The sequence below is a fragment of the Sanguibacter keddieii DSM 10542 genome (genome assembly GCF_000024925.1).
GTDB classification, from domain to species: domain Bacteria; phylum Actinomycetota; class Actinomycetes; order Actinomycetales; family Cellulomonadaceae; genus Sanguibacter; species Sanguibacter keddieii.
This window is the reverse complement of record NC_013521.1, coordinates 964,275-989,689: the sequence shown is the minus strand read 5'-3', so window position 1 is coordinate 989,689 and position 25,415 is coordinate 964,275. Positions and strand designations below refer to the sequence as shown.

Here is a 25,415-nt window from a genome sequence, read left to right as displayed (position 1 = left end):
GTCCTGCTCGTCGCCAGATCACTCGCTGTCACACCCCGTGCACGGTCGTCCGTGGCCAGCCCTGTCGGGGGCGGCCTCTGCCACCCCCGAGGATAGCGGTCGTGCCAGGTCTGACCCGAATCGGGACCTCGGTCGAGCGCCGCCCGGCACGGTGCCGCCGCCGCTCACACCAGCACCGACGCCGCCATGAGGCGCAGCGGCGCCTCGCGGGCGAAGGCCTGCCGCACGTCACGCGGGAGAAGGGTCGCCGGGCGCCCGTGGCGGCGACGGGCCCTGCCCCGGGCGAGCAGGTCGGCGACCGGGACGGCCGGGTCGAGCACCGCGTCGAGGACCGCCCGGTCCGCGCGGGACAGCACACGCTCGCACCCCGGGGCCACGTCGAGCAGGCCGCGGGCGACGCGCGCCAGGGACCGGCGCTCGTCGTCGTCCCAGAAGGCCTCGTCACGGTTGCCGAGCAGACCGAAGACGTGGATGCGCAGGAACTTCACCGCAGCGGCGGAGCGCTGAGCACCGGAGTACGCGAGGAACCACGGGGCGTCGACGATGCGCTCGACGAAGGCGAGCTCCGCGTCGACCGGCCGGGACACGTAGGTGATGCGGTCCCCGGCGTCGTCCTCGACGAGGTAGGCGGGGCCGCGCCGGTCGAAGGCGACCGGGGCGCCGCTGAACCAGAGGCGCGTGACCACCTCGACGTCCTCGCCCACCTCCAGGCCCGGCGTGAAGCGCAGGCCGAGGCGGTCGAGGGTCGCCCGCTCGAGCAGGCCCAGGGGCGCCGAGCGGTAGCTGAGGCGGTCTCGGACGCCGTCGAGCCCGGTGCTGCGGCCCGGGCGTGCTGGCGGGGTCGGCACAGGCCGTCCCGCTCCCCCACCAGCCACGGCGTGGGCGAGGCGCGCGATCACCACGGACGCACCGGTCCGACGCTGGAGCGCGACCCACGAGTCGAGGGCACCGGGGGCGAGACGGTCGTCCGACCCCATGACGCCCACGAAGGGAGCGGTCGCGGCGTCGAGCCCGTGGTTGAACGGGCCTGCAGGGCTCCGGGTGCCGTCGCTCAGCGCGAGGACGCGCACGCTCGACCCGTCCGGGACGGCGACGCCCGCGAGGTTGGCCTCGATGCGTGCCGGTTCCACGTGGTGCGCGACCACCGTGACCCGCACCGGGACCTGGCAGTCGAGGGCGGAGGCGACGGCGCGGGCGACGGGCCGCTCGGCGGTGTGCACCGCGACGACGAGGTCGACCACCGGGTCGGTCGCCGGGTCGGTCGTCGAGACACCCACCGGGTCCACCGGGCTCACCGTGCTCGCCGGGAGACGGCGCGCTCGTAGGCGTCGGCGTAGCCGCGCTGGACCGCCTCGGCCGAGAACCTGTCGCCGATGGTGCCGGCCACGTCGTCCGCGGCGAGGTCTGCCGTCGCTGCGGCCACGCGCTCGACCGCCGCCGTGTAGGCGCTGACGGTCTGCTCGGCGACGAGCTCGCCGACGTGCGGCTCGATGTACTCGCCCTGCCCGCCCGTCGCGCCGACCACCACGGGCCGCCCGTGCACGAGCGCCTCGGCGGCCGACACGCAGAAGTTGTCGGCCTTGGTGGGCAGGAAGAAGAGGTCGGCCGCGTCGAGCGCCGCACCGACGCCCGCGGTGTCGACCGACCCGAGGAGGGTGACCTGGTCGGCGACGCCGAGCCGGGCCGCGAGCGCGAGCGCGTCGTCGTGCAGGGGGCCGCTGCCGGCCCAGGTGAGGCGTGCGTCGTGGCCGCGGCGGCTGAGCTCGGCGACGACCTCGACTGCGAGCAGCGGGTCCTTGCGGTCGACGAGGCCGCCGACGCCGACGAGCTCGAGGGGCCGCCCGTCGAGGGGGCGGCGCGGGACGAGCGCCGGGGGCTGCGGGACGATGCAGGGCACGAGGGTGGTCGGTCCGGAGCGCACGGCGCGGACCGGGCGGGCGAGGTACTCGCAGACGGCGGTGACCACGTCGGGCCGGCGCAGCAGGGGCTTGAGGGCGGGGAGGGCGAGGCGCCAGGCGAGCGGGAGGGTCGAGGGGGTGGTGAGTCCGGACCAGTGCTCGGTGTGCACCCAGGGGCGGTCGGGGCGGCGCACCGCGAAGGGCAGCAGGGTCGAGAAGGCCATGGTGTGGACGACGTCGGACCGCTGGACCAGGGGTTCGAGCGCCCGGCGTGCGGCGGCCATCTGGTCGGGGCGCTGCGGGGACATGACGAACCGGCGCACGGTGATCCCGTCGCGGTCGACGGTGTCGGCTCCCCCGGCGTCGAGCGTGGAGCGGTCGGCGAGGTGCGGGGCCACGAGGTGGACCACCTCGACGTCGTCGTGCTGCGCGATCGCCCGGACGTCCTTGTCCACGAAGGTGCCCGTGGTCGGTGAGGCGTCGCTCGGGAACCAGGTGGTGACGGCGAGGATCTTCACGCGGGCGACGCTACCAGCGCCCGCCGGAGGGCTCCTGCGTAGACTCGTCGACCGTGAAGATCCTCTCGGTGGTCGGTGCCCGCCCGCAGTTCGTCAAGCTCGCCCCGATCGCGCACGCCGCGACGGCGCGCGGCGTCGAGCACGTGATCGTGCACACCGGGCAGCACTACGACCCGATGCTCTCGGACGTGTTCTTCACCGACCTCGGCATCCCCGCGCCTGACGTGCACCTGGGTGCCGGGTCCGGGACGCACGGGCAGCAGACCGGCGCGATCCTCGCCGCGATGGACGCGGTCCTCGAAGAGCACCGCCCCGACTGGGTGCTCGTCTACGGGGACACCAACTCCACGCTCGCCGGGACGCTGTCCGCGGTGAAGATGCACCTGCCGGTGGCACACCTCGAGGCGGGGCTGCGGTCCTTCAACCGGGCGATGCCCGAGGAGCACAACCGGGTGCTCACCGACCACGCGGCCGACCTGCTGCTCGCGCCGACCGACGTGGCCCGTGACCACCTCGCGGCCGAGGGCCTCGCGGAGCGCACCGTGGTGGTCGGCGACGTCATGACCGACGTCCTGCACACCGTGCGCGACGCCCTCACGGGCGCCCCCGCGCCGATCCTCGCGAGCGCGGGCGTCGAGGCGGGCGAGTACTACGTCGCGACCATCCACCGCGCCGAGAGCACCGACGACCCGGCGCGCCTGGTCGAGATCGCCAGGAGCCTCAAGGCCCTCGACAAGCCGGTGGTGCTGCTGGCCCACCCGCGCCTGCTGGCGCGCTCCGAGGCCTTCGGGATCGACTGGACCGGTGGCTCCGTGCGCCTGCACGCGCCGCTCCCCTACCCCGAGCTGCTCGCCGCGACCATGGCGAGCGCCGGCGTGGTGACCGACTCGGGCGGCCTGCAGAAGGAGGCCTTCCTGCTGCGCGTCCCCTGCACCACCGTGCGCACCGAGACCGAGTGGGTCGAGACCGTCGACCTCGGCTGGAACGTCCTCGCCACCACCGCCGAGCAGATCCTCGCGGGCGTCCAGCGCCCGGCCCCCGCACCGACCGACGCGACGCCCTACGGCGACGGTCACGCGGCGGAGCGCGTGGTCGACGAGCTGGTGCGGCGGGCGCGGTAGCGAACGAGAGTGCTCTAGCGGGTGTCAAGCCCCGGAGCGCCCGAGCAACTCGCGTGGCGTCGAGCCCGGGCTCACCGCTCCCCCAGGAGGTCGGCCAGCGCCTCTTCGGCGGTCTGTGCCTGGTGGTCTACGAGGGTGATGGCGGAATCCAGCGCTCGCATGACTGCGAGCACCCTGGTCAGCTCGGCGCGAGGCCTGCGCCCGCGTTCGATGTCGATCACGAAGGCACGCGAGACATTCGCGCGGAGCGCGAGCTGAGCCTGTGTGAGGCCAGCACGCTCGCGTCGCTCGCGCAGTGCCGGTCCGAGCTCGATCTCGTTCCGGATGACGACCATGAACGTCACAGTATCGTGACACGACTGGACGTCCCAGTTCCGTGACATTCCGCGATGTCATGGCACCGAGACATGAGTTGGTCACAGCGGTCTTGTTGCAAGGAACCACTCGCCGCACACACAGATAGGTCAGGACGCACCACGACCGAGGGGGCCACGGTGTCTGGACGAGACCGAGCCACGAGAACGACGGCAGCCGTCGGACTGGTGCTGGCGGTGTCCGTCGCGCTGAGCGGGTGCGGGCAGGGTGATCGCGCTGGGGGCGCGACCTCCTCGATGCAGAGCTGGGCGCACTCCTACCCGACCCTTGCCGAGATGGCCGAGGCCTCTGACCTCGTCGCCCGGACGACCGTCGTGGCTGTCCAGGACTGGGAGTCGCCCGAGGGAGGAATCCCGTGGACCGAGTACCGGGTGCGCATCGACCACCCGGTGAAGCCGAGCACCGGCGCGCCGACCGAGGTCGTCGTCAAGCAGCACGGCGTCGCCGAGGACCCCTATCCGTCGTTGCTGGTCATGGACGACCCGCTCATGGTGGTCGGCGACGAGGCCGTCCTGTTCCTCACCGCGCACGACGGTGGCTACCACGTCAGCGCAGGGCCGACCGGCCGCATCACGATCGACGGCGACGCCCTCACCTACCTGCCCGAGAGCAGCCTGGAGGAGCGGCCCGACGACCCGACCGACCTCCTCGCCCGGGTGGCCGCGCTGGGCTGAGCCGCCTGGGCGTGCCCGGTCAGCCCTCCGGAGGGCCGTCGAGGAGCCGCCCGACCGCGTCGGCCCAGCCGGTCGACTGCACCTCGGCGGAGAGCTCGCGGGCGCAGGCGTCCGAGGCCTCGCGCCACGTGGTGACCGTCGCGGGGTCGAGACCGTCGAGCACCGCGGCGAAGCCGTCGGCCGAGAAGTCGGCCGTGACCGCGCCGAGGCCGCGGGCCTCGACCTCGCGGGCCATCTCGGGGCTCGGCCCGACGATGACGCCGAGGCGCGCCTGCACATAGTCGAAGAACTTGTTGGGCAGCGTCCACTCGTAGTTGACGTTGACGGGCGGCAGCACGAACACCCCGACGTCGTAGCCGTTGAGGGTGCGCACCAGGTCCCGGTACGGGACCGGGTCGAGGACCCGCACGCGTTCGGAGCCGGCGCACCGAGCGCGCAGCTCGTCGCGGTACACCTCGTCGTTGGGCATGAGCAGCAGGTCGAGGGTGACCGGGGTGGTGGACCGCTCGACGCCGTCGATCATCACCTCGAGGGTGCGGTTGCGCTGCGCGTTGCCCGAGTGCACCAGGCGCACCGGCGAGCCCACCGTCGCCGGCTCGAGCTCGGCGTAGGGCGCCGCGTTGGTGACGACCCCGACCGGGTACCCGAACTCACGGGTGTACCGCTCGGCGATGCCCTGGCCGACCGTCGTCACCGACGCGGTCTGCGGCACGAAGCGTCGGCAGATCCACCGGACGTACGGCGCCACGAACCAGCGCCACCGCGGCAGCTCGCTGTTCTGCCCCGGGGCGTACTCGTGGAGGTCGGCGTGCACCCCGTGACGCGGCCGGAGCGACAGCGCGAGCGGGACGGTGTCCACGTCATCGGCGAGCACCGCGTCGAACTCCCCGACTGGCAGGACGCTCTTCGCGTACGCCACCGCAGCGTTGCCCCAGTAGACGCGCGAGTACTGGCGCAGCAGCAACCACCGCGGGTCCTTGCGCCAGGCCGGCAGGTCGGCCGGCACCTCGTGGTGGGCCACGACGCCCTCGGGCGCCGGACCGTACCCGCAGGTCGTCACGTCGTAGCGGTCGGCGAACAGCCGCACCTGCTTGAGGACGCGGGCGTCGTCGGCGATCGGCGAGAACGACAGGATCAGCAGCGACGGGCGGGTCATGCACGGCCCCGAGATGCACGGCGGCGGCCCAGCACGTCCCGGTACAGCGCCAGCAGCCGCTCGGACTCGATCTCCCAGGTGAGGTGCTCGACCGCCGCGCGGGACGCCGCCCGGTACGCGTCGGGGTCCTCGAGGACCTCGAGGACCACGCGGGCGAGGTCCTGCGGGGAGTCGGACGAGAACACGCGCCCGACGCCGAAGTCCTCGACCACCCGCGCCGTGTCCGGCAGGTCCGCCGCGGCGATCGGCAGCCCGGCGTGGATCGCCTCGAAGAGCTTGTTGGGCAGCGAGTAGCGGTAGCTCAGGCAGGTGGGCCGGACGTAGACGATCGACACGTCGGCGTCGGCGAGCGCCCCCGCCACCTCGTCGGGACCGACACGTCCGACGAAGTGCACGCGGTCCCGCACGCCGAGGGTCTCGGCGAGGTCGCCGAGGGGGCCCACGTACTCGGGCTCGCCGTACCCGAGCAGCACGAAGTGCACATCAGCGGGGAGCTCGCGCATGGCGCTGAGCGTCTCCTCGATGCCGCGCGAGGTGGTGATCCGGCCGCCGTAGGCGATGACGCGGTCGTCCGGGCCGAGTCCTGCGAGGTCGCGCAGCCGGCCCGTGGACGGGCTCGGCGGCGCGGTGGGCGCCGACGGGATGTTCCGCACGAGCACCGGTTCGGCCGACAGCCGGTAGGTGCGGTGCAGCCACTCCGCGATGCTCGGGGAGACGGTCACCACGCCCGCCGCGCGGCGCGCGTGCCGGCGCTCGGAGAGCCTCTCGACGACCTCCGCGACCGGGCGGGGGCCCTTGACGTTGCGGTGCGTCCAGAGCTCGTGGGAGTCGTAGACCACCGGGACGCCGAGCCGCGAGGCCGGGGCGAGGGTGTTCGCGTCGTTGGCGTGCACGAGGTCCGGGCCCCAGGCCGCGAGGGCCTTGCGGGCACCGCGCTGGTACAGCACGAGGCTGACCACCTGGTACGTCTTGAGCCAGAGGCCGGCGGCCGTGGTCTTGAGGCGGGACCCGACCGACCGTGCCGGCGCGGGGGCGGGGGCGGGGGCGGACGACGGTGCCGGAGGTGCCGACGGGACCTCGGGCGCCGTGGTCCGACCGGCCTCGTCGGCCGTGCGCTCGGGGGCCGGTGCCGCGACCGGGTCGGGCACCGGTCCGCGGCCCACGCCGAGGAGGCGCTTGGCCAGCGCGGCGGTCCGCGGCAGCGCCTTGACGAGCTCGAACTCCGGGACGCGCTCGAGCTCGACCCCGGAGGGGAGCACCTGCGACCCGACGGGGAAGCCGGCACGGGCGCGGGCGACTCCGACGATGCGCACGTCGGCGCCCGCCGCCTGGAGCGTCGCGGCGGTCTTGAGGACGCGGGCGTCGGCGTGGCAGTCGTTGTAGACGAGCACGCCGATCTTGACGCGGCGCCCGTCGACCTCGGGCAGCGGGCCGGGGGTCGTGTCAGGCATCCGGGTTCCTCTCGACGGGCTCGTTCGCCAGGCCGGCGAGCGCAGCCTGGTGGGCGAAGTCTGGCTCGGCGGCGACCACCTCGGCGAAGGTCCCCGAGACGACCATCTCGCCGTCGCGCATGAAGCACACGGCATCGGAGTGGCGGATGGTCGCGAGCCTGTGGGCGACCACGATCACCGTGACGTCGCCCCGCAGCTCTTGGATGGCCTGGGTGACCAGGGCCTCGGTGCCGGTGTCGAGGGCGCTGGTCGCCTCGTCCATGATGAGGACCATCGGCTCGGCGTAGAGCGCGCGGGCGATGCCCAGCCGCTGGCGCTGACCACCCGAGAGGTTCATGCCGCGCTCACCGATCGGGGCGTCGATGCCACCCTCGCGCGCCTCGACGATGTCGAGCACCTGCGCACGCTCGAGCGCCCGCCGGACACGGTCGCGGTCGATGCCGTCCTCGGTCCACGAGAGCGCCACGTTCTGCGCGACGCTCGCGTCGAAGAGCGACACCTCCTGCGGGACGTACCCGACGCGGGAGCGCCACGAGGCGAGGACCCCGGCGAGGGGCTGGTCGTCGACGCGGATCTCCCCTGCGGTCGGCTCGAGCAGCCCGAGGATCATGTCGACGAGGGTCGACTTGCCCGAGCCCGACGCACCGACGAGCGCGATGGACGAGCCGAAGGGGATGCGCACGTCGACCCTGTCGACGGCGTCGCGGTCGCTGCCGGGGTACCGGAACGAGACCGCGTCGAAGATCATCTCCTGCGCGTCGTCGGGCAGGGCGGTGCCCGCGCCCGCCTCGTGACGCTTCTGGGCGTAGCGCTGACCACGCGCGATCTCCGCGATGACCTTCTCGGCGAAGGGGATGGAGGCCGCGGTCTGCGCCATGATCGACTGGAAGCGGGTGATCGAGGGGACGATGCGGAACCCGGCGACCCCGAACAGCGCGAGCGACGTGAGCGCACCGTCCAGCCCGTCGCCGCCGAGGGACCCGACCACCGCGGCGAGGGCGAAGCCTCCGACCAGCGAGGCCTCGAGCACGTAGCGCGGCACCACACCGAGGAACGACATGTTCGCGCGCGCCTGCGAGCTGTGCCGGCGGACGCCCTGCACGAGGTTCGAGACCTCGCCGCCCTTGTCGCGGAGCGTGATCTCCTTGAGCGAGGCGACCATCTCCGAGACGAGCCGGACGGCCCGCGCGGAGTACTCGCGGTTGTCGGTGCCCGCGGCGACGGCCTTGCGCAGCACCCACCCGTAGAGGAACGCCCCGACGATGCCGAAGTAGACGACGGTGACGACAGCCATGAGCGGCTGCGCGACCACGAGCACGAGCATCACCGCGACGAAGGTGAAGACCTCGCCCGAGAGCATCGCGAAGGGGATGAGCACGCCCGAGACCGTCGTGGCGACGCCGACGTCGGTCGACCGGACGAGGTCCGTGGAGTTGCGGCCGAGGCGGTCCGTCCACGGCGACACGAAGAACGCGTCGAGCAGCTGGCGACCGAGGTCCTGCTCGAACCGCGCGAAGCGGCGGGTCGCGAACCACTGGAGCGTCACGGCGAAGACGCTCTTGAGGACGATGAGCACCCCGACGGCGACGAGCAGCGGGAGGAAGTCCCCTGACTCGGAGAAGGTGCCGAGCACGGGCAGGGTGATCTCCGAGCCCGAGATCATCGGTGCGAGCGTCATGGCGAGCAGCCCGAGGGCGGCGACGTCGAGGATCGCGAGCGCGCCGGAGGCCACCGCGAAGGTGACGACGAACCGGCGGCTGCCCCCGGGGAGCAGCGCGAGGAGGGTCCGGACGGTGCGGAACAGGCTGGTCATCGCGCGCTCTTCCTCGCTGCGGGGTCCGCCGCGGCTGCAGCGCGGAGGCCGGTGCGCCTGGTGGTTCTCACGGTCTCGGGTCCTGTCCTCGGGGGGAGTCGGTGCGCCTGCGCCCACCGTCGCTCGTGCGGCGACGCGCGCCACACCATGGTCACACGGTGCTCAGCCGGGTCGCGCAGCCGACCGCACCACCGCAGCCGCGAGGTCGCCCGCGCTGTCGGCCGAGGCGTGGTCGTGCACCCAGGTGCCCAGCCGCGCGCGCTCGGCGGCGTCCGGGCGCTCGGCGACGAGCAGCGCGGTCATCGCCGCGGCCACCTCGTCGACGTCGTAGCCGGTGACGGTGCCCAGGCTGTTCTCGGACACCACCGGTCCGGCCGGGCCGGGCCCGGCGTAGAGCACGGGGGTGCCGCAGGCCACGGCCGCGAAGACCTTGGTGGGGAAGGCGAAGTCGTAGCCCTGGCCGGGGCGCAGGCTCACGAGGGCTGCCCGTGCTCCGCGCAGCCAGGCTGCGGCGCCCTCGGGAGGGGCCGCGTCGACGAAGGTGACCGCACCGGTGGTCTCCGGGCCGAGGCCCAGGCGCTCGGCCGTCGCGCGCATCGCGGGCCACGCGCTGCCCTGCCCGAGGAACACCACGCGGGCGTCGGGCACGGTGGCCCGGACCTTCGCGAGCGCCTCGACGAAGATCTCGGCGCCCTGCCACTCCGACGCCGTGCCCGCGTACAGCAAGTACGGCGAGGTGTCGGGCTGCGTCTGGACCGGGCCGTCGGGGGTGAAGGTCGTGGTGTCGATGCCGTTGCGGACCACGGTGATGCGGTCGGCCGGCACTCCCAGGGCGCGCACGCGCTCGGCGACCCCCTCGGACACGGCGATCGTGTGCCGGGCGCCGCGCAGCGCGCAGCGCTCGAGCGCCGTGACCAGGCGCACCACGAGGCCGGGGGCCCCGGTGCTCGACGCGGCGTCGGACCAGACGTCGGCCGCGTAGTAGACGTAGGGCACGCGCCGCAGGGCGCACGCGACCCGCACGACGACGCCCGTGGTGGGCGGCGGCTCGCTCACCACCACGTCGGGCCGGCGGGAGAACAGCAGCCGGAGGCCGAGCGGCACGTCGAAGCTCAGGTAGGGCAGGTACCCGCGCACCACGCCCGAGGCGTCGCGCAGCACCGGCCAGCGGGACACCGTGACGCCCTCGGGGAGGTCGACACCGGGACCCGAGGTCGCGCGGCTCGCGACCGCGGCGCTCGGGCGGACCGAGACCACCGACACCGTCGCCGAGAGCCGCCCGAGGGCGCGCGTGAGCGCCCACAGGCGGAACGACGCCGCCGCCGGCTCGGGAGCGAAGATCCTGCTCGCGAGCGCGACGTGCGGACGGCGGTCCCGGCTGCCGGGTCGGGGTCGTCTAGGCAAGGGTGATGCTCTGCCCGGTCCGTGCCGACTCGACCATCGCCTCGGCGACCCGCAGGGTCTGCAGGCCCTCCTCGAGCGTCACCACGTCGTGCCGGATGCCCAGCACCGCGTCGCGGAAGGCCTCGTGCTCGACGCGCAGCGGCTCGCGCTTGTGCAGCGCGTAACGGATGACGTCACCCTCGGACACGCCGCGGAAGGCAGCGATGGAGTCCCAGGCCGTGGCGATGGTGCCGTTGGCGTAGAAGGTGAGGTCAGCGCTGCCGGTGTCCACCACGAAGGCGCCGCGCTCGCCCGTGACGACGGTGACGCGCTCCTTCATGGGCGAGAGCCAGTTGACCGTGTGGTTGACGATCACGCCGTTGTCGAGGCGCCCGGTCGCGAGGACCATGTCCTCGAACTCGCGACCGCTGCGGTGCGCCGTCTGCGCCGAGATCGACGCGTAAGAGCTCTGGGCGACCCAGGCCGTGAGGTCGATGTCGTGCGTCGCGAGGTCCTTGACCACGCCGACGTCGGCGATCCGCGACGGGAACGGACCCTGACGGCGGGTGACGATCTGGTAGATCGCGCCGAGGTCGCCGGCGGCCAGGCGCGACCGGAGCTCCTGGAGCGCCGGGTTGAAGCGCTCGATGTGCCCGACAGCGCCGACCAGCCCGGCCGAGGCGAAGGCGTCGACGATGCGCTGCCCGGCCTCGCCGGTGCTCGCGATCGGCTTCTCGATGAGGGCGTGCACGCCCGACTCGGCGAGCGTCAGCGCGATGGCCTCGTGGTAGACCGTCGGGACGGCCACGACCGCCATGTCGATGCCGGCGGCGACGAGGCCCTGCACGTCGCGCAGCACCTCGAGCTCCCCGGCGACCGAGTGCGGGTCACCGGCGGGGTCCGCCACGGCCACGAGGTCGACGCCGTCGATCTCGCGCAGCACCCGGGCGTGGTGGCGGCCCATCGCGCCCAGGCCGATGAGGCCGGCGCGCAGGGTCCGGTGGGAGGCCATCAGGAACCCGCCTTCACAGCGGCGGTCACCGCGGAGACGACACGCTCGAGGTCCCCGTCGGTGAGCGAGGGGTGCACGGGCAGCGAGATGACCTGCTGCGCGGCCTCCTCCGTACGCGGCAGGTCGAGACCCGGTGCGTACGGCGCGAGCGACGGCAGGCGGTGGTTGGGGATGGGGTAGTAGACGCCCGACCCGACCCCGTGCTCCTCGCGCAGCGCGGTGACGATGCGGTCGCGGTCCTCGGCGACGCGGATCGTGTACTGGTGGTAGACGTGCACGGCACCCTCGCGGACCACCGGCACGGTGACGCCGGGCAGCCCGGCGAGGCCGGCGTCCAGGTGCGCGGCGTTGGCCTGGCGCTGCGCGGTCCACGCCTCGACCTTGGTGAGCTGCACGCGGCCGATCGCGGCGTGCAGGTCGGTCATCCGCGCGTTGAAGCCGATCACCTCGTTGGCGTACTGCGTCTCCATGCCCTGGTTGCGCAGCAGGCGGACGTTGCGGGCGATCTCGTCGGTCGCGCACGAGACCATGCCGCCCTCGCCCGAGGTCATGTTCTTGGTCGGGTACAGGCTGAACATCGCGAAGTCGCCGAAGGCCCCGACGGGCGTCCCGTGCAGCTGGGCGCCGTGCGCCTGCGCGGCGTCCTCGTAGAGAGCCACGCCGTGCTCGTCGGCGATCACGCGGAGCTCGTCCATCGCAGCCGGGTGCCCGTAGAGGTGCACCGGCATGATGCCCTTGGTGCGCTCGGTGATCGCCGCGCGGACCGAGGCCGGGTCGAGGCAGAACGACGCCGGGTCGATGTCGGCGAAGACGGGCGTCGCACCGGTGAGCGCGACGGAGTTGCCGGTCGCGGCGAAGGTGAAGGACGGGACGATCACCTCGTCGCCGGGACCCACGCCCGCGGCCAGCAGGCCGAGGTGCAGCCCGGACGTCCCCGAGCTCACGGCGACGCACTGGCGCCCGCCGACGAGCCTGTCGGCGAACTCTGCCTCGAAGGCCTTGGCCTCGGGGCCCTGGGCGACCATCCCGGACAGCAGGACGCGGTCGACGGCAGCGCGCTCCTCGTCCCCGATGATCGGCTTGGCTGCTGGGATGAACGGAAGGCTCACCATCACACGACCTCTCTCAACGTCTCGTCCTCGTCAGCCTGGTACACGCGCCCGGTGACCGGGCAGGACCATCGTCCGGCACCCTCGTCGACCAGCGGGTGGCCGGCGTGGCCGACCCACCCCCGCTGCTTCGCGGGGACGCCAGCGACGATAGCGAAGTCCGGCACGTCTCGTGTCACCACGGCGCCGGCCGCGACGGTCGCCCACGCGCCGATGCGCAGCGGGGCGACGCAGACCGCGCGGGCGCCGATCGACGCACCGGTGCCGACCTCGACGCCGACGGGCTCCCAGTCGGAGGTGTCCTTGATGGAGCCGTCGGGGTTCACGGCCCGCGGGTACTGGTCGTTGGTCAGCACGGCGGCCGGCCCGACGAACACGCCGTCCGCGAGGCTCGCCGGCTCGTAGACGAGCGCGTAGTTCTGGATCTTGCAGTCGGAGCCCACCTGGACGCCCGACCCGATGTAGGCACCGCGACCGACCACGCACCGCTCGCCGAGGACGACTCCCTCACGCACCTGCGCGAGGTGCCACACCTGCGAGCCGTCACCGATCGTCGCCGCGTCGTCGACGTCGGCGGACCCTGCGACCTTGACGCCCATGCACCGTTCCTCCTGCTCGACCGCGGCGCGACCAGCCCAGACGCGCTCTTGCGCGAGCCTATCCGAGATCGGATGGGAGAATGAGGTCATGCAGGATTCTCACGCGGACGACTGGCTCGTCATCCCGCTGTACAACGAGGCCACCGTCATCGCCGACGTCGTGAAGGGTGCCCTCGAGGTCTTCCCCAACATCGTGTGCGTGGACGACGGCAGCACCGACGGCTCGGGCGAGGCCGCCCGGCGGGCCGGGGCGACCGTCCTCACGCACGCCGTGAACCTCGGTCAGGGGGCCGCCCTCCAGACGGGCATCTCCTTCGTGTGCGAGCAGCCGGTCGCCCGGGCGCTGGTGACCTTCGACGCCGACGGCCAGCACCAGGTGGCCGACGCGGACGCCATGGTCGCGCTCATCGCGTCGGGCGAGACGGCGATCGTGTTCGGGTCACGCTTCCTCGACGGCCGGACCAAGCCGGGGTTCATGAAGCGGACCATCCTCACCTTCGCGGTGTGGTTCACCAAGCAGAGCACCGGCATGCGGCTCACCGACGCGCACAATGGGCTGCGCGCCATGAGCGTCGACGCCGCGCGCGGCGTGCACCTGCAGCAGGACCGGATGGCGCACGCGAGCGAGATCGTCCTGCAGCTCGGCCGCACCGGGCTGCCGTGGCGCGAGTACCCCGTGCACGTCCTCTACACCGACTACTCCCGCGGCAAGGGGCAGTCCATGTGGAACTCCGTGAACATCCTCGTGGACCTGTTCTTCAAGTAGCGTCACGCACCGACCACTCCCCGACCTCCCGACCGAAGGAACCCCATGGGCGGACAAGCCGTGCTCATCCAGCTGATCCTCGTGGCCGCCGTCGCCGTCGTCGCCGTCCTGCTGACCCGCTCGACCGCGGGCGCACGCCACCAGGCGATCCGCCGCCTGGCCCTCATGGCCTTCGTGGTCGCCGCCGTCCTGTCGATCGCGTTCCCCGTGTGGCTCACCCGCGCCGCGAACTTCGTGGGCGTCGGTCGAGGCACCGACCTGCTCCTCTACGCCCTGGTCATCGCGTTCCTCAGCTACATCTCGACGAGCCACCGCCGCATGAACCAGATGTCGCGCCGCATCACGCTGCTCACGCGCGAGCTCACGCTCTCCGAGGCGCGCGACAGGCGAGCCGGCGCGGACGACGGGTCCGCAGGCGCTCCCCGCACCTGACCGGGGCAGACGGACAGTCGTCGCGCGACCTCCACAGGACCGTCGCGGCACATCCCGGACACATGCTACGGAAGCGAACGAAAGACTCGTAGCGTCTGCCGGATGCAGACCCGACGTTCGCTCCGAGACCTGCCCCGCCCTCCCCGCCAGCACGCGGTGGCGCGACGCGGTGGCGGCGCCCTCCGGGTGGTCGCTCTCTCCGTCACCGGAGCCCTGACCTTCACCACCGTCGGCGCGGCCGCCGTGGTCCACATGCTCGACTCGAACATCGAGACGCTCGACGTGGACCACCTCGCGAGCCCCGACCGGCCCGAGCTCCTCGAGCCCGAGGACCCCTTCGGCCGTCAGCCGGTCAACGTGCTGCTCGCCGGGTCCGACGAGCGCCTCGGCGACAACGCCGCCTTCGGCGAGGACGAGGACGGCATGCGGTCCGACACGACCATGCTCATCCACGTGTCGGCCGACAGGACGCGGGTCGAGTCGGTGTCCATCCCGCGCGACTCCCTGGTCGACATCCCCGAGTGCCAGACCACCAACGGCCCCGTGCCGCCGCGCCGGCAGGCGATGTTCAACAGCGCGATGGCCGCCGCCTGGGACAAGGGCCAGGACCACGAGTCGGCGATCGCCTGCCTGCGGGACACCGTCGAGTCGCTCACAGGGGTGCGGGTCACGGAGTTCGTGCTGCTCGACTTCGTCGGCTTCGTCGCCATGGTCGACGCGCTCGGCGGCATCCCGATGGACCTGCCCGAGCCGATCGTCTCGCCCAAGGCGGACCTCGAGCTCGAGGCCGGCCCGCAGGTCCTCGACGGCCACCAGGCGCTCGGGTACGTGCGCGCCCGCACCGGAGCCGGGCTGGACGGCTCCGACCTCTCCCGGATCGGCCGGCAGCAGGAGCTGGTCACGGCGATGCTCGACCAGGTCCTCAGCACCGACCTCATGACGAGCACACCGTCGCTCCTGCGGTTCCTCGACGCCGCGACGTCGTCCATCATGACGAGCCCGGGCCTGGACTCCGTCTGGGAGATCGCCGGCCTCGCGCACTCGCTCCGCGGCGTCCCCCTCGACGACGTCACGCTCGTGACCGTGCCGACGACGGTCGCCCCGCAGGACCGGAACCGTGTGGTCTGGACCGAGGAGGCCGACGAGCTCTGGCGCCGCATGGCGGCCGACGAGCCGATCGTCGACGTGGCACCGAACCCCTCTGAGCAGGGGTCGGAGGTGCCGGGTGAACCTGCGCCCGGGGCGCACGCCACGCCCCTCGGAGCACGCGACGGGCAGGTCCTGGTCCCGTAGGCTCACGGCTGGCGAAGGGTGGCCTTCTCCACAATCCCTCCACCCAGCGGGCGCTCAGGCTTCTCCACGCCGCCGGAACCGCGACCTAGGATGACTCATCGTGACCTCACCTGAAACCCCCACCCGAGCCGCCCAGCGCGCTGCCCGCGGGAGCACGGACCGCGAGCTCCCCGCTCACGCCCGCTCCCTGCGCCGCCACAAGGTCGGCCGGATCGTGGCGCTCGCGCTCGTCGGGGTCTTCACCTTCACCGGCACCGCCGCCGGTGCGCTCTACTACACGCTCGAGCACAACATCGAGGCCGTGAACATCGACGCCCTCACCAACGAGGACCTGCGCCCGGCCGCGCCCGAACCGGACCCCGAGGACCCGAACGGTGGCCGAGCCCTCAACATCCTGCTCATCGGCTCCGACGCCCGCGACGGCGAGAACGGCGCGATCGGCGGCGAGGCGCCCGGCATGCGCTCTGACACGACGATGGTCATGCACGTCTCGGCCGACCGTACCCGCGTCGAGGTCGTCTCGATCCCCCGCGACAGCATCGTCGACCTGCCCTCCTGCCTGACCTCCAACGGCGAGGTCCCGGCGCAGTCCAAGGCCATGTTCAACTCCGCCTTCGCCTTCGGATGGGACCGCGGAGGCGACATCGAGTCCGCCGTCAGCTGCACCCGCACGGCGATCGAGTCGCTCACCGACGTCCGGATGGACGGGTTCATGGTCGTCGACTTCACCGGCTTCGAGCACATGGTCGACGCCATCGGCGGCGTGCCGATCACCCTCGACGCACCGATCAACGCCCCGCTCGCCGACCTCGACCTGCCCGCGGGCGAGCAGGTCCTCAACGGGCAGCAGGCCCTCGGCCTCGCCCGGGCCCGCAAGGGCGAGGGCCTCAACGGCTCCGACCTGCAGCGCATCGACCGCCAGCAGGACCTGCTCGACGCCATGGCGTCGGCGGTGCTCTCCAAGAACCTGCTGACCGACACCCCGGCGCTCATCCAGTTCCTCAGCTCGGCGACGTCGTCGCTCACGGTGAGCCCCGAGTTCTCGAGCATCCCGGAGCTCACGGGCCTCGCGCTGTCGCTCAACAAGGTCTCGACCGAGAACATCATCTTCGAGACCATCCCGATCACCGACTACCCGGCCGACAAGAACCGCGTCATCTGGACGAGCGCAGCCGACGAGGTGTGGGCGAACATGAAGGCCGACATCCCGATCCCCGTCTCCGAGCAGGTCTCCGGGACCGGCATCAGCAGCCCCGAGCCGGCCGACACGGCCGGTGAGACGGCCGACACCACCGGTGTCGTGGTTCCATGAGCACCACGACCACCGCACCGCTCGTGTGCTCCGGCACCGCGACGCTCCGCTGCCCCACCTGACCGGGACCTGAATGCCATCCGACGCCACGCCTCCGAGGCGGACACCCCCTCCGAGCTTCACGCCGCAGTCCGGACGCCCCGCGCGCCCGTCGGCCCGTGACGTCGCGATCGAGGTGCCCGACTCGGGCGAGCAGCCGCAGTCTCCGGCTCCCACGTCCGCGCCAGCGGCACCGGTGGCGCCGTTGAGCAGCAACGCTCCCCGGCCCGGAGCCTCTGGTCGGGTCCCGGCACGCGTCCAGCGGCCGGCCGAGAACCCGCAGGCCGCTCGACCCGCGAGCGTGCCGCCGGGCCGGCCGACGAGCCGACCCGGGAGCGCGGCTGCGGGCGACGTCCCCGCACGCTCGGCAGCGAGCCGCACGCCCACGAGCGGCTCGGGCACACCCGTCTCGTACGCCCCCGCGTCGCGGACCGCCCGCCCGGGCGCGACAGGCGCCTCACGCACCGGCGCCCCGCAGCAGCCCGCCGCCGGCAGACCCGCTGCTCAGCAGCCCGCCGCCGGTCGTCGCGTGACCTCCTCGCCCCAGGCACGCGTGGCCTCGGCACCGCAGGCCCGTGCCGGCTCAGGACGCCCGTCCGGTCCGCCGCCGTCCGCCCCCAAGAGCCACGCCGCTGCTGCGGCCGGGGCTCCCGGTCCGCGACGCCGCCCGCGCTGGCGCCGGATCGTCGCCGTCGGGCTCGTCGTCCTGCTCGTGTGCCTCGTCGCCTGGCCCGTGGGCCTCATGCTGTGGGCCAACGGCAAGATCAACCACGTCGAGGCGCTCTCGAGCGCTCCGTCGACGCCCGGCACCACCTACCTGCTGGCGGGCTCCGACTCCCGCGACGACGGCAGCGTCGTCAACGACGGCACCGAGGGTGCGCGGACCGACACGATCCTCGTGCTGCACGTCCCCGAGTCCGGGCCGTCCTCGCTCATCAGCCTGCCGCGCGACTCCTACGCCGAGATCCCCGGCTACGGCGGCAACAAGCTCAACGCCGCCTACTCCTTCGGCGGTGCGCCGCTGCTCGTGCAGACCGTCGAGGGCCTCACCGGCATGAAGGTCGACCACTACGTGGAGATCGGGCTCGGCGGTGTCGAGGAGATCGTCGACGCCGTCGGCGGCGTCGAGCTGTGCCTCGACTACGACGTGGACGACCCGAAGAGCGAGCTGATCTGGACGGCCGGCTGCCACGTGGCCGACGGGCACACCGCCCTCGCCTTCTCGCGCATGCGGTACTCCGACCCGCTCGGCGACATCGGCCGCGCCGAGCGTCAGCGCCAGGTGATCTCCGCGGTCACCACCAAGCTGCAGGACAAGTCCCTGCTGGTGAAGCCGCTGTCGCAGACCGCGCTCATCAGCTCTGGCCTCGGAGCGGTCACCGTCGACGACTCGACGAACATCGTGGACATGGGCAAGCTCGCCCTGGCCTTCCGCAACGCCAACGGCCCCGAGGGGATCACCGGGACGCCGCCGATCGCGACGATCGACTACCGCCCGGGCGGAGTCGGCTCGGCGGTGCTCCTCGACCCCGACCTCAGCCCGCAGTTCTGGACCGACATCAAGAACGGCACCATGGCCCCCGGCGCCGTCGGCGGGATGCCCTGACCCGACCCGTGGCCGGGCAGCGCCTCAGGCGCTGAAGCCGGCGGCGGGGCGCGTACGGCTGGCGCGCAGGCGGGCGCCCTTCTCCTTGGCCTGGTCGCTCAGCGCGGCCTGGAAGGCGACCATCCGCTCGCGCAGGGCGAGGGACTCGTCGTCCGTGCCGCTCGCGAGGATGCGCGCCGCCAGGAGCCCGGCGTTGCGTGCGCCGCCGATCGACACGGTGGCGACGGGCACTCCCGCGGGCATCTGCACGATGGACAGCAGCGAGTCCATGCCGTCGAGGTAGGCCAGCGGCACCGGCACGCCGACCACCGGGAGGGGCGTCACGGCGGCGAGCATGCCCGGCAGGTGGGCCGCTCCCCCGGCGCCCGCGATGATGACGCGGATCCCGCGCCCGGCCGCGTCGCGGCCGTAGTCGATCATCTCGGTGGGCATCCGGTGCGCGGAGACCACGTCGACCTCGACCTCGACGCCGAGCTCGGCGAGCGCGTCGGCTGCGGCCTGCATGACCGGCCAGTCGGAGTCCGAGCCCATGACGATGCCGACGACGGGGGTGCTCATGCGTGTCTCCTCAGAGGTGGTAGGTCGTGCCGTGCCATGCCGTTCAAGAGGTACAGGTCGTGAGGTGCAAGTCGTGAGGTGCAAGTCGTGAGGTGCAGGTCAGGTCGTGCAGGTCACGGCTGATCGCCGCGCAGCATGGCGGCGGCGGCGACCGCGCGACGACGGACCTCGTCGAGGTCGCTGCCGCTCACGTTGACGTGACCGAGCTTGCGCCCGGGGCGCACCTGCTTGCCGTAGAGGTTCACGCGGGCGTCCGGGAAGGCCGCGAGCACCGCAGGGAGGGCGTCGGTGACGTCGTCGAGCGCGCTGCCGAGCACGTTCGCCATGACCGTCCACGGTGCGACCGCGGAGGTGTCGCCGAGCGGCAGGTCGAGCACGGCCCGCAGGTGCTGCTCGAACTGGCTGGTGACGGCGCCGTCGATGGTCCAGTGGCCGGAGTTGTGCGGGCGCATCGCGAGCTCGTTGACCACGAGCGTCGGCTCGGCGTCGGGGCTGGTGCGCACCTCGAACATCTCGACGGCGAGCACGCCGGTGACGCCGAGGCCCTCGGCGATGCTCAGCGCGACCGCGCGGGCACGGTCGGCCTCGTCGGTCGTGAGGTCGGGGGCGGGGGCCACCACCTCGGAGCAGACGCCGTCGCGCTGGACGGACTCGACGACGGGCCACGTGCGCGCCTCGCCGCTCGGGCGACGCGCCACGAGCACCGCGAGCTCGCGGGTGAAGGGCACCTTCTCCTCGACGAGCAGGGTCGGTCCGCCCGCGGTGACGGCGGCGAACCAGTCGGAGACGGCGTCGGCCGAGCCGACGACCCGCACGCCCTTGCCGTCGTAGCCGCCGCGAGAGGTCTTGACGACCACGTCGCCGCCACCGCCGTCCGCGATGAAGCCGTCGAGGGCGACGCGCGCGTCGCTCTCCTCGCGCGGGAGCTCGAGCCAGCGCGGGCAGGGCGCGCCGAGCTCGGCGATCCTGCGGCGCATGACGATCTTGTCCTGGGCCTGGACCAGGGCGTCCGGGCCAGGGTGCACGGGCGTGCCGGAGGCGACGAGCTCACGGAGCAGCTCGTTGGGCACGTGCTCGTGCTCGAAGGTGAGGACGTCTGCGCCGACGACCAGCGCCCGCAGGGCCTCCTCGTCGGAGGCGACGCCGACGGGGGCGTCGACCACCACCTGGGCCGCGCTCGAGGCGGGGTCCTCGACGAGCACCCGCAGGTGCACACCGAGCTCTGCCGCCGCAGGAGCCATCATCCGGGCAAGCTGCCCGCCACCAACCACTGAGATCACCGGAGCTGCCACGGGAGCGATCTTAGTCGACCCCCCGGTGCCGTCGTCGCGCACCGTGCACCGGTGGACAGGTGCCTCCGCGCCCAGGTGGACCGCAGGCATCCGGGGTAATCTGCCGCAATGACATCGGACGTCCGCCCGGCCGCCACGGCGACCACCTCCCCGGGCAGCTCACAGGGCACGGAAGACCCCGGCCCCGCCCCCCGGCGAGGGCTCGCAGCACGTCGCGCCGCGCTCGTGGCCCGGGTCAGCGAGCTGCTGCGGTTCGGGACTGTCGGGGGCGTCGCCTTCGTGGTCGACACGGGTCTGTTCAACCTGCTGCGCTTCGGCCCCGGCGGGCTGCTCGACGACAAGCCGCTCACCGCCAAGGTGGTCTCGGTCGCGGTCGCGACCATCGTCGCGTGGCTCGGCAACCGGTACTGGACTTTCGCGGACCGCCGCACCGAGACCCACCTGCGCGAGTTCCTCGGCTTCGTGGTCGTCAACATCGGCGGCATGGCCATCGCGCTCGGTTGCCTGTGGTTCTCCCACTACATCCTCGACCTGCGCACGCCGCTGGCCGACAACATCTCGGCCAACGGCGTGGGGCTCGTCCTCGGCATGGTGTTCCGGTACCTGGCCTACAGGACCTTCGTCTTCACCGCGGCACCCAAGGACGCCTGACCGGCTCCTGCTACCAGGACCGGCGGCGCTTCGAGCTGCTGGAGATCGCCACGCCGCGCGGGATGACCACGTCGGGGTTCATGGTGCGGGGCACGCCCGCGAGGAACACCGAGAAGATGGGCGGCTGGCGCTGCGTGAGCTCGAGGCGGCCACCGTCGGCCGCGGCGAGGTCGCGGGCCAGCGCCAGGCCGAGCCCGGTGCCCTTGCCCGAGGTGACCTCGCGCTCGAAGATCCGCGGCGCGAGGTCGTCCGGGACCCCGGCGCCCTCGTCGGTCACCGTGATGACCATGGCCTTGCTCGGGCCGGACTGCTTGGCGCGGACCGTGGTGGTCCCGCCGCCGTGCTTGAGCGAGTTCTCGATGAGCGTCGCGAGCACCTGGGCGAGCGCACCGGGGGTCGCGAGGACGTGGATCTCGTCGGAGACGTCGATGACGAGGGAGCGGCCGTTCTGCTCGAAGGTCGGCCCCCACTCCTCCTCCTGCTGCTGCAGCACCTCGACGAGGTGCACGGCCTCGGTGGTCCCTCCCGAGGTGCGCGAGCGGGAGAGGAGGTCGTCGACCACGCGGACCAGGCGCTCGACCTGCTCGAGCGAGATCCGCGCCTCCTCCTGCACCTCGGCGTTGTCCGGGGCCGCCATCGCGATCTCCTCGAGGCGCATGGACAGCGCCGTGAGGGGCGTGCGCAGCTGGTGCGAGGCGTCCGAGGCGAACTGCCGCTCGGCCGCGAGCCGACCGGCCATGCGGTCCGAGCTGCGCCCGAGCTCCGCGGCGACGAGGTCGATCTCCTCGACGCCGGAGGGCTCGATCCGGGGTCTGACCTGCCCCGACCCGAGCTGCTCGGCGGAGGCGGCGAGGTACACGAGGGGCGCGGAGAGCCGGTTGGCCTGCCACACGGCCATGACGATGCCCGCCCCGAAGGCGACCACCGCCGCGGCGACCACGAGCACGACCACCTGCGCGCTGCGCAGGTAGAGCGACCACGTCGACACCTCGATCTGCACGATCCAGTTGGACTGCGTGCGGATGGGCCGCGACTCGGTGCGCCCCTCGATGGGGTCGCCGGCGGTGATCTTGTCGCCGACGCCGAACACCTGGACGTAGCCCTGGAGGTTCCCGTCGTCGCCTCCCACGTACCTCTCGAGGAGGTCGGGGGTGATCTGCTCGTCGCGGGCCAGGCGGTTCTCGATGGAGCGGCCGAGCTCGGAGGTGCGTGACTGGAGCGAGCGGATCTCGTTGTCGCGCACGAGCGTCGCCCCGATGAGGGCGAGGGGCAGCCCCAGCAGGATGACGGCGACGGCCACGGCGGACACCGTGGCCATCAGTACTCGACGTCGCATGTCAGTCCTCGCTCATGGGGTGCGCAGCGCGCGAGGTGCACGGTGTGCACCTGGCGCGCTGGCGACCCGCGTCACACATGACGGCGGGCCGTCAACCGGCAGGGGGCTCAGCCCTCGCCGTTCTCGAAACGGAAGCCGAGACCGCGGACGGTCGTGATGTACCGCGGGGAGTTCGCGTCGTCGCCGAGCTTGCGGCGCAACCACGAGACGTGCATGTCGAGGGTCTTGGTCGAGCCGATCGGCTCAGAGCCCCAGACCTCGCGCATGAGGGCGTCGCGGACCACGACGGTGCCCGCGCCCTGGACCAGGACGCGCAGGAGCTCGAACTCCTTGGTGGTGAGGTGGAGCTCGCGCTCGCCCTGGAAGGCCCGGTGCGCCGCGACGTCGACCTTGACGTCCTGCGCGTGGAGCTCCTCGGCCTCGGTCGGGTCGCCGTGCGTGCGACGCAGCAGCGCCCGCACGCGGGCGAGCAGCTCGGCGAGCCGGAAGGGCTTGGTGACGTAGTCGTCGGCACCGGCGTCGAGGCCGACGACGAGGTCGACCTCGTCGGCACGCGCGGTGAGCACGAGGACGGGGGTGGTCAGGCCGAGGCCACGGATCGCACGGGCGACCTCGAGACCGTCCATGTCCGGGAGCCCGAGGTCGAGCACGACCAGGTCGGCGACAGATGCGTTGTCGATCGCGCCTTGACCTGTTCCTTGCACAACCACGTTGTAGCCCTCACGAGAGAGCGCGCGCGCCAAAGGTTCGGCAATCGCCGGGTCGTCCTCTGCCAGAAGTACGTGGGTCATTCGCCCATGCTAGGTCATGGAACGACCTCGCGGGTGATGAAGTCCGCGCGCGCCGAGCCCGAGTGCGTCACAGCGCCCTCTCGGCACGGGCCGCCTGCAGGATCCGGACATCTCGCAGGTCAGGTGGCACGTCGGCGCGTCCCCTCCGGCGGGGTCAACCCCGGGGCGGGCGCGCCCGGGGGTGCGGCTCCGCCCACGGGCTGACGCCGACCCGGCCGCCGCGCTCCTAGGCTGTCCGTCATGAACTGGTACGACAGGATCGGCCGCTGGGCCGAGGAGCGCCGCGCGCAGGTCGACGTCGTCGGGACGCTGCTCGCGCTGCTCGTGGTCGTCCCCATGGCGATGTCGATGACGAGCGGCTACGTCGACTTCGGCCTCGGCTACGGCCCGACCGCCACGCGACCGGTCCTCGCGCTCTTCGCCGTGGCGACGGTCGCTCCCCTCGCCGTCAGGCGCACACGCCCGGTGCTCTCCGTCGTCCTCGTCTACACGGCGACCCTGGTGCAGATGCTGTCCGGCATCCCGATCCTGCTCCCGGCCAACCTCTTCATCCTCGTCGCGGTGTTCTCGATCGCCGTCTACGGGCCCCGGTGGGCGCACCTCGCCGCGATCGGCACCGGTCTGGTCGGCTGCGGGCTGCTCGGCGCGATGCTCGGGCTCGCGAGCGGCCCGGGGAACGTCGTCTACGCGACCGTCTTCTCGATGGTCTTCATCGGGCTGATGTTCATCGCCACCTGGGCCTTCGGCCTCGTGCGGCGCGCGCGGCGCGAGACCTACACGGCGCTGCGCGACCGCACCGAGCGCCTCGAGGTCGAGCGCGACCAGCAGGCCCGCATCGCCACGGCCGCCGAGCGCTCGCGCATCGCCCGCGAGATGCACGACATCGTCGCGCACTCCCTGTCCGTGATGATCGCGCAGGCCGACGGCGGCCGCTATGCCGCGAGCCACGACCCCGAGGCAGCCTCCCGCACGCTCGGCACCATCAGCGAGACCGGGCGCGCCGCCCTGGCCGACATGCGCCGCCTGCTCGGCGTGCTCCGCGACGACCCGGACGACGCCCGCGGCGACGGCGGCGCGGCCGAGCGGACCCCGCAGCCCGCCGCCGGGGACATCACCGCCCTCGTCGAGCAGGTCCGCGCGTCCGGCATGCGCGTCTCGCTGGTCCGCATGGGCACCGCCCGCACCCTCCCGCCCGGCACCGGCCTCACGCTGTACCGGATCTGCCAGGAGGCGCTCACCAACATCCTCAAGCACGCCGGCCCCGACCCTTCGGTCACCGTCGTGGTGACCTGGGAGCGACGCGGCGTCAAGGTCGAGATCGATGACGACGGCCGAGGCGCCTCGGCCGACAGCGACGGCGCCGGCCAGGGTCTCCTCGGCATGCGCGAGCGCGCCGCCATGTTCGGCGGGACCGTCACCTCCGGGCCACGCCCGGGCGGCGGCTTCCGTGTGATGCTTGACCTCCCGCTGCCCGAACCCTCCCCGAGGAGCACCGACGCATGACCGACACCCTCGACGCCGCCCCGCACATCCGCGTCGCGATCGTCGACGACCAGCAGCTGCTCCGGGCGGGCTTCCGCATGGTCATCGACTCCCAGCCGGACCTCGAGGTGGTCGTCGAGGCCGGCGACGGTGCCCAGGCGGTGCGTCTGCTCACCGACCACCCCGTCGACGTCGTGCTCATGGACGTGCGCATGCCGACCATGGACGGCCTCGTCGCGACCGCCCAGCTCACCGCCCTGTGGGAGGCCCGCGGCGACGAGGCACCTCGCATCATCGTGCTCACCACCTTCGACCTCGACGAGTACGCCCTCGAGGCCATCCGGTCGGGCGCGAGCGGGTTCCTGCTCAAGGACGCCCCGCCCGAGGAGATGCTCGCCGCGATCCGCACCGTCCACTCGGGCGACGCGGTCATCGCGCCGTCGACCACGCGGCGCCTGCTCGACCGGCTCGTCACGACCCTCCCCGAGGAGCAGCTCGTCGACTCCGGTCAGGCCTCGGCCGTCGACTCGCTCACCGAGCGCGAGCGCGAGGTCCTCGTGCTCATGGCGCGGGGGCGCGCCAACCAGGAGATCGCCTCCGACCTGTTCGTCGCCGAGGCGACCATCAAGACCCACGTGGGCCGCATCCTGTCCAAGCTCGGCGCCCGCGACCGCGTCCAGGCCGTGGTGACCGCGTACGAGACCGGCCTGGTGCGCCCCGGGGAGTGACCCCTCCCCCGCCCGGTGGC

At 72.9% G+C, this 25,415-nt stretch carries 24 protein-coding genes; 10 read left to right on the top strand and 14 right to left on the bottom strand.

From position 1 onward, the window contains the following. Nucleotides 1–164: 164 nt before the first annotated feature. Together SKED_RS04255 and SKED_RS04250 are read right to left on the bottom strand one after the other, a co-directional pair. The gene (locus SKED_RS04255) at nt 165–1,286 is read right to left on the bottom strand and encodes a glycosyltransferase (RefSeq protein ID WP_081447918.1); all 1,122 of its coding nucleotides are present in this window, start codon (nt 1,284–1,286) and stop codon (nt 165–167) included. A gap of 5 nt (nt 1,287–1,291) precedes the next feature. Then, complete coding sequence (locus SKED_RS04250) at nt 1,292–2,416, bottom strand: glycosyltransferase (RefSeq protein WP_012865891.1); 1,125 nt, start codon at nt 2,414–2,416, stop codon at nt 1,292–1,294. Nucleotides 2,417–2,469: 53 nt separating this feature from the next. Between SKED_RS04250 and wecB the strand changes: the two genes are divergently transcribed. Next, on the top strand, nt 2,470–3,537 hold the full coding sequence (gene wecB / locus SKED_RS04245; protein WP_012865890.1) for a non-hydrolyzing UDP-N-acetylglucosamine 2-epimerase: 1,068 nt from the start codon (nt 2,470–2,472) through the stop codon (nt 3,535–3,537). Nucleotides 3,538–3,608: 71 nt separating this feature from the next. Here the strand turns inward: wecB and SKED_RS04240 are convergent, their stop codons facing one another. Next, on the bottom strand, nt 3,609–3,920 hold the full coding sequence (locus SKED_RS04240) for a helix-turn-helix transcriptional regulator (protein WP_052293867.1): 312 nt from the start codon (nt 3,918–3,920) through the stop codon (nt 3,609–3,611). A 267-nt stretch (nt 3,921–4,187) separates the two neighbouring features. Here SKED_RS04240 and SKED_RS04235 point away from each other — a divergent pair, with 267 nt between their 5' ends. Then, nucleotides 4,188–4,586, top strand: a complete 399-nt coding sequence (locus SKED_RS04235; protein WP_143755651.1) for a hypothetical protein — start codon at nt 4,188–4,190, stop codon at nt 4,584–4,586. A 19-nt stretch (nt 4,587–4,605) separates the two neighbouring features. On the opposite strand, the gene SKED_RS04230 is transcribed toward SKED_RS04235, so the two are convergent. The 7 genes from SKED_RS04230 to SKED_RS04200 form a co-directional block, all read right to left on the bottom strand. Next, entirely contained in the window at nt 4,606–5,742 is a 1,137-nt protein-coding gene (locus tag SKED_RS04230) for a glycosyltransferase family protein (RefSeq protein WP_012865887.1), read from the bottom strand. Then, on the bottom strand, nt 5,739–7,193 hold the full coding sequence (locus SKED_RS04225; RefSeq protein WP_012865886.1) for a glycosyltransferase: 1,455 nt from the start codon (nt 7,191–7,193) through the stop codon (nt 5,739–5,741). The genes SKED_RS04230 and SKED_RS04225 overlap by 4 nt, the downstream gene beginning before the upstream one ends. Further along, complete coding sequence (locus tag SKED_RS04220; protein WP_012865885.1) at nt 7,186–9,006, bottom strand: ABC transporter ATP-binding protein; 1,821 nt, start codon at nt 9,004–9,006, stop codon at nt 7,186–7,188. Before SKED_RS04220 ends, SKED_RS04225 begins: the two co-directional genes overlap by 8 nt. Before the next feature lie 162 nt (nt 9,007–9,168). Continuing rightward, nucleotides 9,169–10,410 carry a glycosyltransferase family 4 protein gene (locus SKED_RS04215; protein WP_042437766.1) on the bottom strand — a complete coding sequence of 414 codons (1,242 nt, stop codon included), beginning with the start codon at nt 10,408–10,410 and terminating at the stop codon, nt 9,169–9,171. After that, nucleotides 10,403–11,401: a Gfo/Idh/MocA family protein gene (locus SKED_RS04210; protein ID WP_012865883.1), complete on the bottom strand. Its 999-nt coding sequence runs from the start codon at nt 11,399–11,401 to the stop codon at nt 10,403–10,405. The genes SKED_RS04215 and SKED_RS04210 overlap by 8 nt, the downstream gene beginning before the upstream one ends. Beyond that, nucleotides 11,401–12,513: a DegT/DnrJ/EryC1/StrS family aminotransferase gene (locus tag SKED_RS04205; protein ID WP_012865882.1), complete on the bottom strand. Its 1,113-nt coding sequence runs from the start codon at nt 12,511–12,513 to the stop codon at nt 11,401–11,403. Before SKED_RS04205 ends, SKED_RS04210 begins: the two co-directional genes overlap by 1 nt. Then, on the bottom strand, nt 12,513–13,109 hold the full coding sequence (locus tag SKED_RS04200; protein ID WP_012865881.1) for an acyltransferase: 597 nt from the start codon (nt 13,107–13,109) through the stop codon (nt 12,513–12,515). Before SKED_RS04200 ends, SKED_RS04205 begins: the two co-directional genes overlap by 1 nt. Before the next feature lie 88 nt (nt 13,110–13,197). Between SKED_RS04200 and SKED_RS04195 the strand changes: the two genes are divergently transcribed. The 5 genes from SKED_RS04195 (at nt 13,198) to SKED_RS20475 (ending at nt 18,557) form a co-directional block, all read left to right on the top strand. After that, nucleotides 13,198–13,875, top strand: coding sequence for a glycosyltransferase family 2 protein (locus tag SKED_RS04195; protein WP_012865880.1), 678 nt, complete (start codon nt 13,198–13,200; stop codon nt 13,873–13,875). A gap of 45 nt (nt 13,876–13,920) precedes the next feature. Beyond that, nucleotides 13,921–14,307 (top strand): DUF2304 domain-containing protein, encoded by a 387-nt coding sequence (locus SKED_RS04190; RefSeq protein ID WP_042437764.1) that lies wholly within the window; start codon nt 13,921–13,923, stop codon nt 14,305–14,307. A 102-nt stretch (nt 14,308–14,409) separates the two neighbouring features. Beyond that, the gene (locus SKED_RS04185; protein ID WP_012865878.1) at nt 14,410–15,600 is read left to right on the top strand and encodes an LCP family protein; all 1,191 of its coding nucleotides are present in this window, start codon (nt 14,410–14,412) and stop codon (nt 15,598–15,600) included. Nucleotides 15,601–15,700: 100 nt separating this feature from the next. Beyond that, on the top strand, nt 15,701–16,912 hold the full coding sequence (locus SKED_RS04180; protein ID WP_143755649.1) for an LCP family protein: 1,212 nt from the start codon (nt 15,701–15,703) through the stop codon (nt 16,910–16,912). A gap of 568 nt (nt 16,913–17,480) precedes the next feature. Beyond that, on the top strand, nt 17,481–18,557 hold the full coding sequence (locus SKED_RS20475; protein WP_245534605.1) for an LCP family protein: 1,077 nt from the start codon (nt 17,481–17,483) through the stop codon (nt 18,555–18,557). A gap of 24 nt (nt 18,558–18,581) precedes the next feature. Here SKED_RS20475 and purE read toward each other — a convergent pair whose 3' ends face one another. Together purE and SKED_RS04165 are read right to left on the bottom strand one after the other, a co-directional pair. Further along, nucleotides 18,582–19,115, bottom strand: a complete 534-nt coding sequence (purE, locus tag SKED_RS04170) for a 5-(carboxyamino)imidazole ribonucleotide mutase (RefSeq protein ID WP_012865875.1) — start codon at nt 19,113–19,115, stop codon at nt 18,582–18,584. A 113-nt stretch (nt 19,116–19,228) separates the two neighbouring features. Beyond that, nucleotides 19,229–20,359 (bottom strand): 5-(carboxyamino)imidazole ribonucleotide synthase, encoded by a 1,131-nt coding sequence (locus SKED_RS04165; RefSeq protein WP_245534604.1) that lies wholly within the window; start codon nt 20,357–20,359, stop codon nt 19,229–19,231. A gap of 156 nt (nt 20,360–20,515) precedes the next feature. Here SKED_RS04165 and SKED_RS04160 point away from each other — a divergent pair, with 156 nt between their 5' ends. Beyond that, complete coding sequence (locus SKED_RS04160) at nt 20,516–21,058, top strand: GtrA family protein (protein ID WP_012865873.1); 543 nt, start codon at nt 20,516–20,518, stop codon at nt 21,056–21,058. Between the two features lie 10 nt (nt 21,059–21,068). Here SKED_RS04160 and SKED_RS04155 read toward each other — a convergent pair whose 3' ends face one another. Both SKED_RS04155 and SKED_RS04150 read right to left on the bottom strand, forming a co-directional pair. After that, nucleotides 21,069–22,394, bottom strand: a complete 1,326-nt coding sequence (locus tag SKED_RS04155) for an ATP-binding protein (protein WP_042437761.1) — start codon at nt 22,392–22,394, stop codon at nt 21,069–21,071. A 107-nt stretch (nt 22,395–22,501) separates the two neighbouring features. After that, nucleotides 22,502–23,185, bottom strand: coding sequence for a response regulator transcription factor (locus SKED_RS04150; protein ID WP_012865871.1), 684 nt, complete (start codon nt 23,183–23,185; stop codon nt 22,502–22,504). Nucleotides 23,186–23,425: 240 nt separating this feature from the next. Here SKED_RS04150 and SKED_RS04145 point away from each other — a divergent pair, with 240 nt between their 5' ends. Continuing rightward, entirely contained in the window at nt 23,426–24,688 is a 1,263-nt protein-coding gene (locus SKED_RS04145; RefSeq protein WP_012865870.1) for a sensor histidine kinase, read from the top strand. Next, nucleotides 24,685–25,395, top strand: a complete 711-nt coding sequence (locus tag SKED_RS04140; RefSeq protein WP_012865869.1) for a response regulator — start codon at nt 24,685–24,687, stop codon at nt 25,393–25,395. The genes SKED_RS04145 and SKED_RS04140 overlap by 4 nt, the downstream gene beginning before the upstream one ends. The last annotated feature ends 20 nt before the right edge of the window (nt 25,396–25,415 follow it).

Bases quoted from the DNA above. Each gene is read 5' to 3' on its own strand.
- SKED_RS04240 (WP_052293867.1), bottom strand. From the start codon at position 3,920: ATGTCACGGAACTGGGACGTCCAGTCGTGTCACGATACTGTGACGTTC.
- SKED_RS04235 (WP_143755651.1), top strand. From the start codon at position 4,188: ATGGCCGAGGCCTCTGACCTCGTCGCCCGGACGACCGTCGTGGCTGTC.
- SKED_RS04230 (WP_012865887.1), bottom strand. From the start codon at position 5,742: ATGACCCGCCCGTCGCTGCTGATCCTGTCGTTCTCGCCGATCGCCGAC.
- SKED_RS04225 (WP_012865886.1), bottom strand. From the start codon at position 7,193: ATGCCTGACACGACCCCCGGCCCGCTGCCCGAGGTCGACGGGCGCCGC.
- SKED_RS04220 (WP_012865885.1), bottom strand. From the start codon at position 9,006: ATGACCAGCCTGTTCCGCACCGTCCGGACCCTCCTCGCGCTGCTCCCC.
- SKED_RS04210 (WP_012865883.1), bottom strand. From the start codon at position 11,401: ATGGCCTCCCACCGGACCCTGCGCGCCGGCCTCATCGGCCTGGGCGCG.
- SKED_RS04205 (WP_012865882.1), bottom strand. From the start codon at position 12,513: ATGGTGAGCCTTCCGTTCATCCCAGCAGCCAAGCCGATCATCGGGGAC.
- SKED_RS04200 (WP_012865881.1), bottom strand. From the start codon at position 13,109: ATGGGCGTCAAGGTCGCAGGGTCCGCCGACGTCGACGACGCGGCGACG.
- SKED_RS04195 (WP_012865880.1), top strand. From the start codon at position 13,198: ATGCAGGATTCTCACGCGGACGACTGGCTCGTCATCCCGCTGTACAAC.
- SKED_RS04190 (WP_042437764.1), top strand. From the start codon at position 13,921: ATGGGCGGACAAGCCGTGCTCATCCAGCTGATCCTCGTGGCCGCCGTC.
- SKED_RS04185 (WP_012865878.1), top strand. From the start codon at position 14,410: ATGCAGACCCGACGTTCGCTCCGAGACCTGCCCCGCCCTCCCCGCCAG.
- purE (WP_012865875.1), bottom strand. From the start codon at position 19,115: ATGAGCACCCCCGTCGTCGGCATCGTCATGGGCTCGGACTCCGACTGG.
- SKED_RS04165 (WP_245534604.1), bottom strand. From the start codon at position 20,359: ATGATGGCTCCTGCGGCGGCAGAGCTCGGTGTGCACCTGCGGGTGCTC.
- SKED_RS04160 (WP_012865873.1), top strand. From the start codon at position 20,516: ATGACATCGGACGTCCGCCCGGCCGCCACGGCGACCACCTCCCCGGGC.
- SKED_RS04155 (WP_042437761.1), bottom strand. From the start codon at position 22,394: ATGCGACGTCGAGTACTGATGGCCACGGTGTCCGCCGTGGCCGTCGCC.
- SKED_RS04150 (WP_012865871.1), bottom strand. From the start codon at position 23,185: ATGACCCACGTACTTCTGGCAGAGGACGACCCGGCGATTGCCGAACCT.
- SKED_RS04145 (WP_012865870.1), top strand. From the start codon at position 23,426: ATGAACTGGTACGACAGGATCGGCCGCTGGGCCGAGGAGCGCCGCGCG.
- SKED_RS04140 (WP_012865869.1), top strand. From the start codon at position 24,685: ATGACCGACACCCTCGACGCCGCCCCGCACATCCGCGTCGCGATCGTC.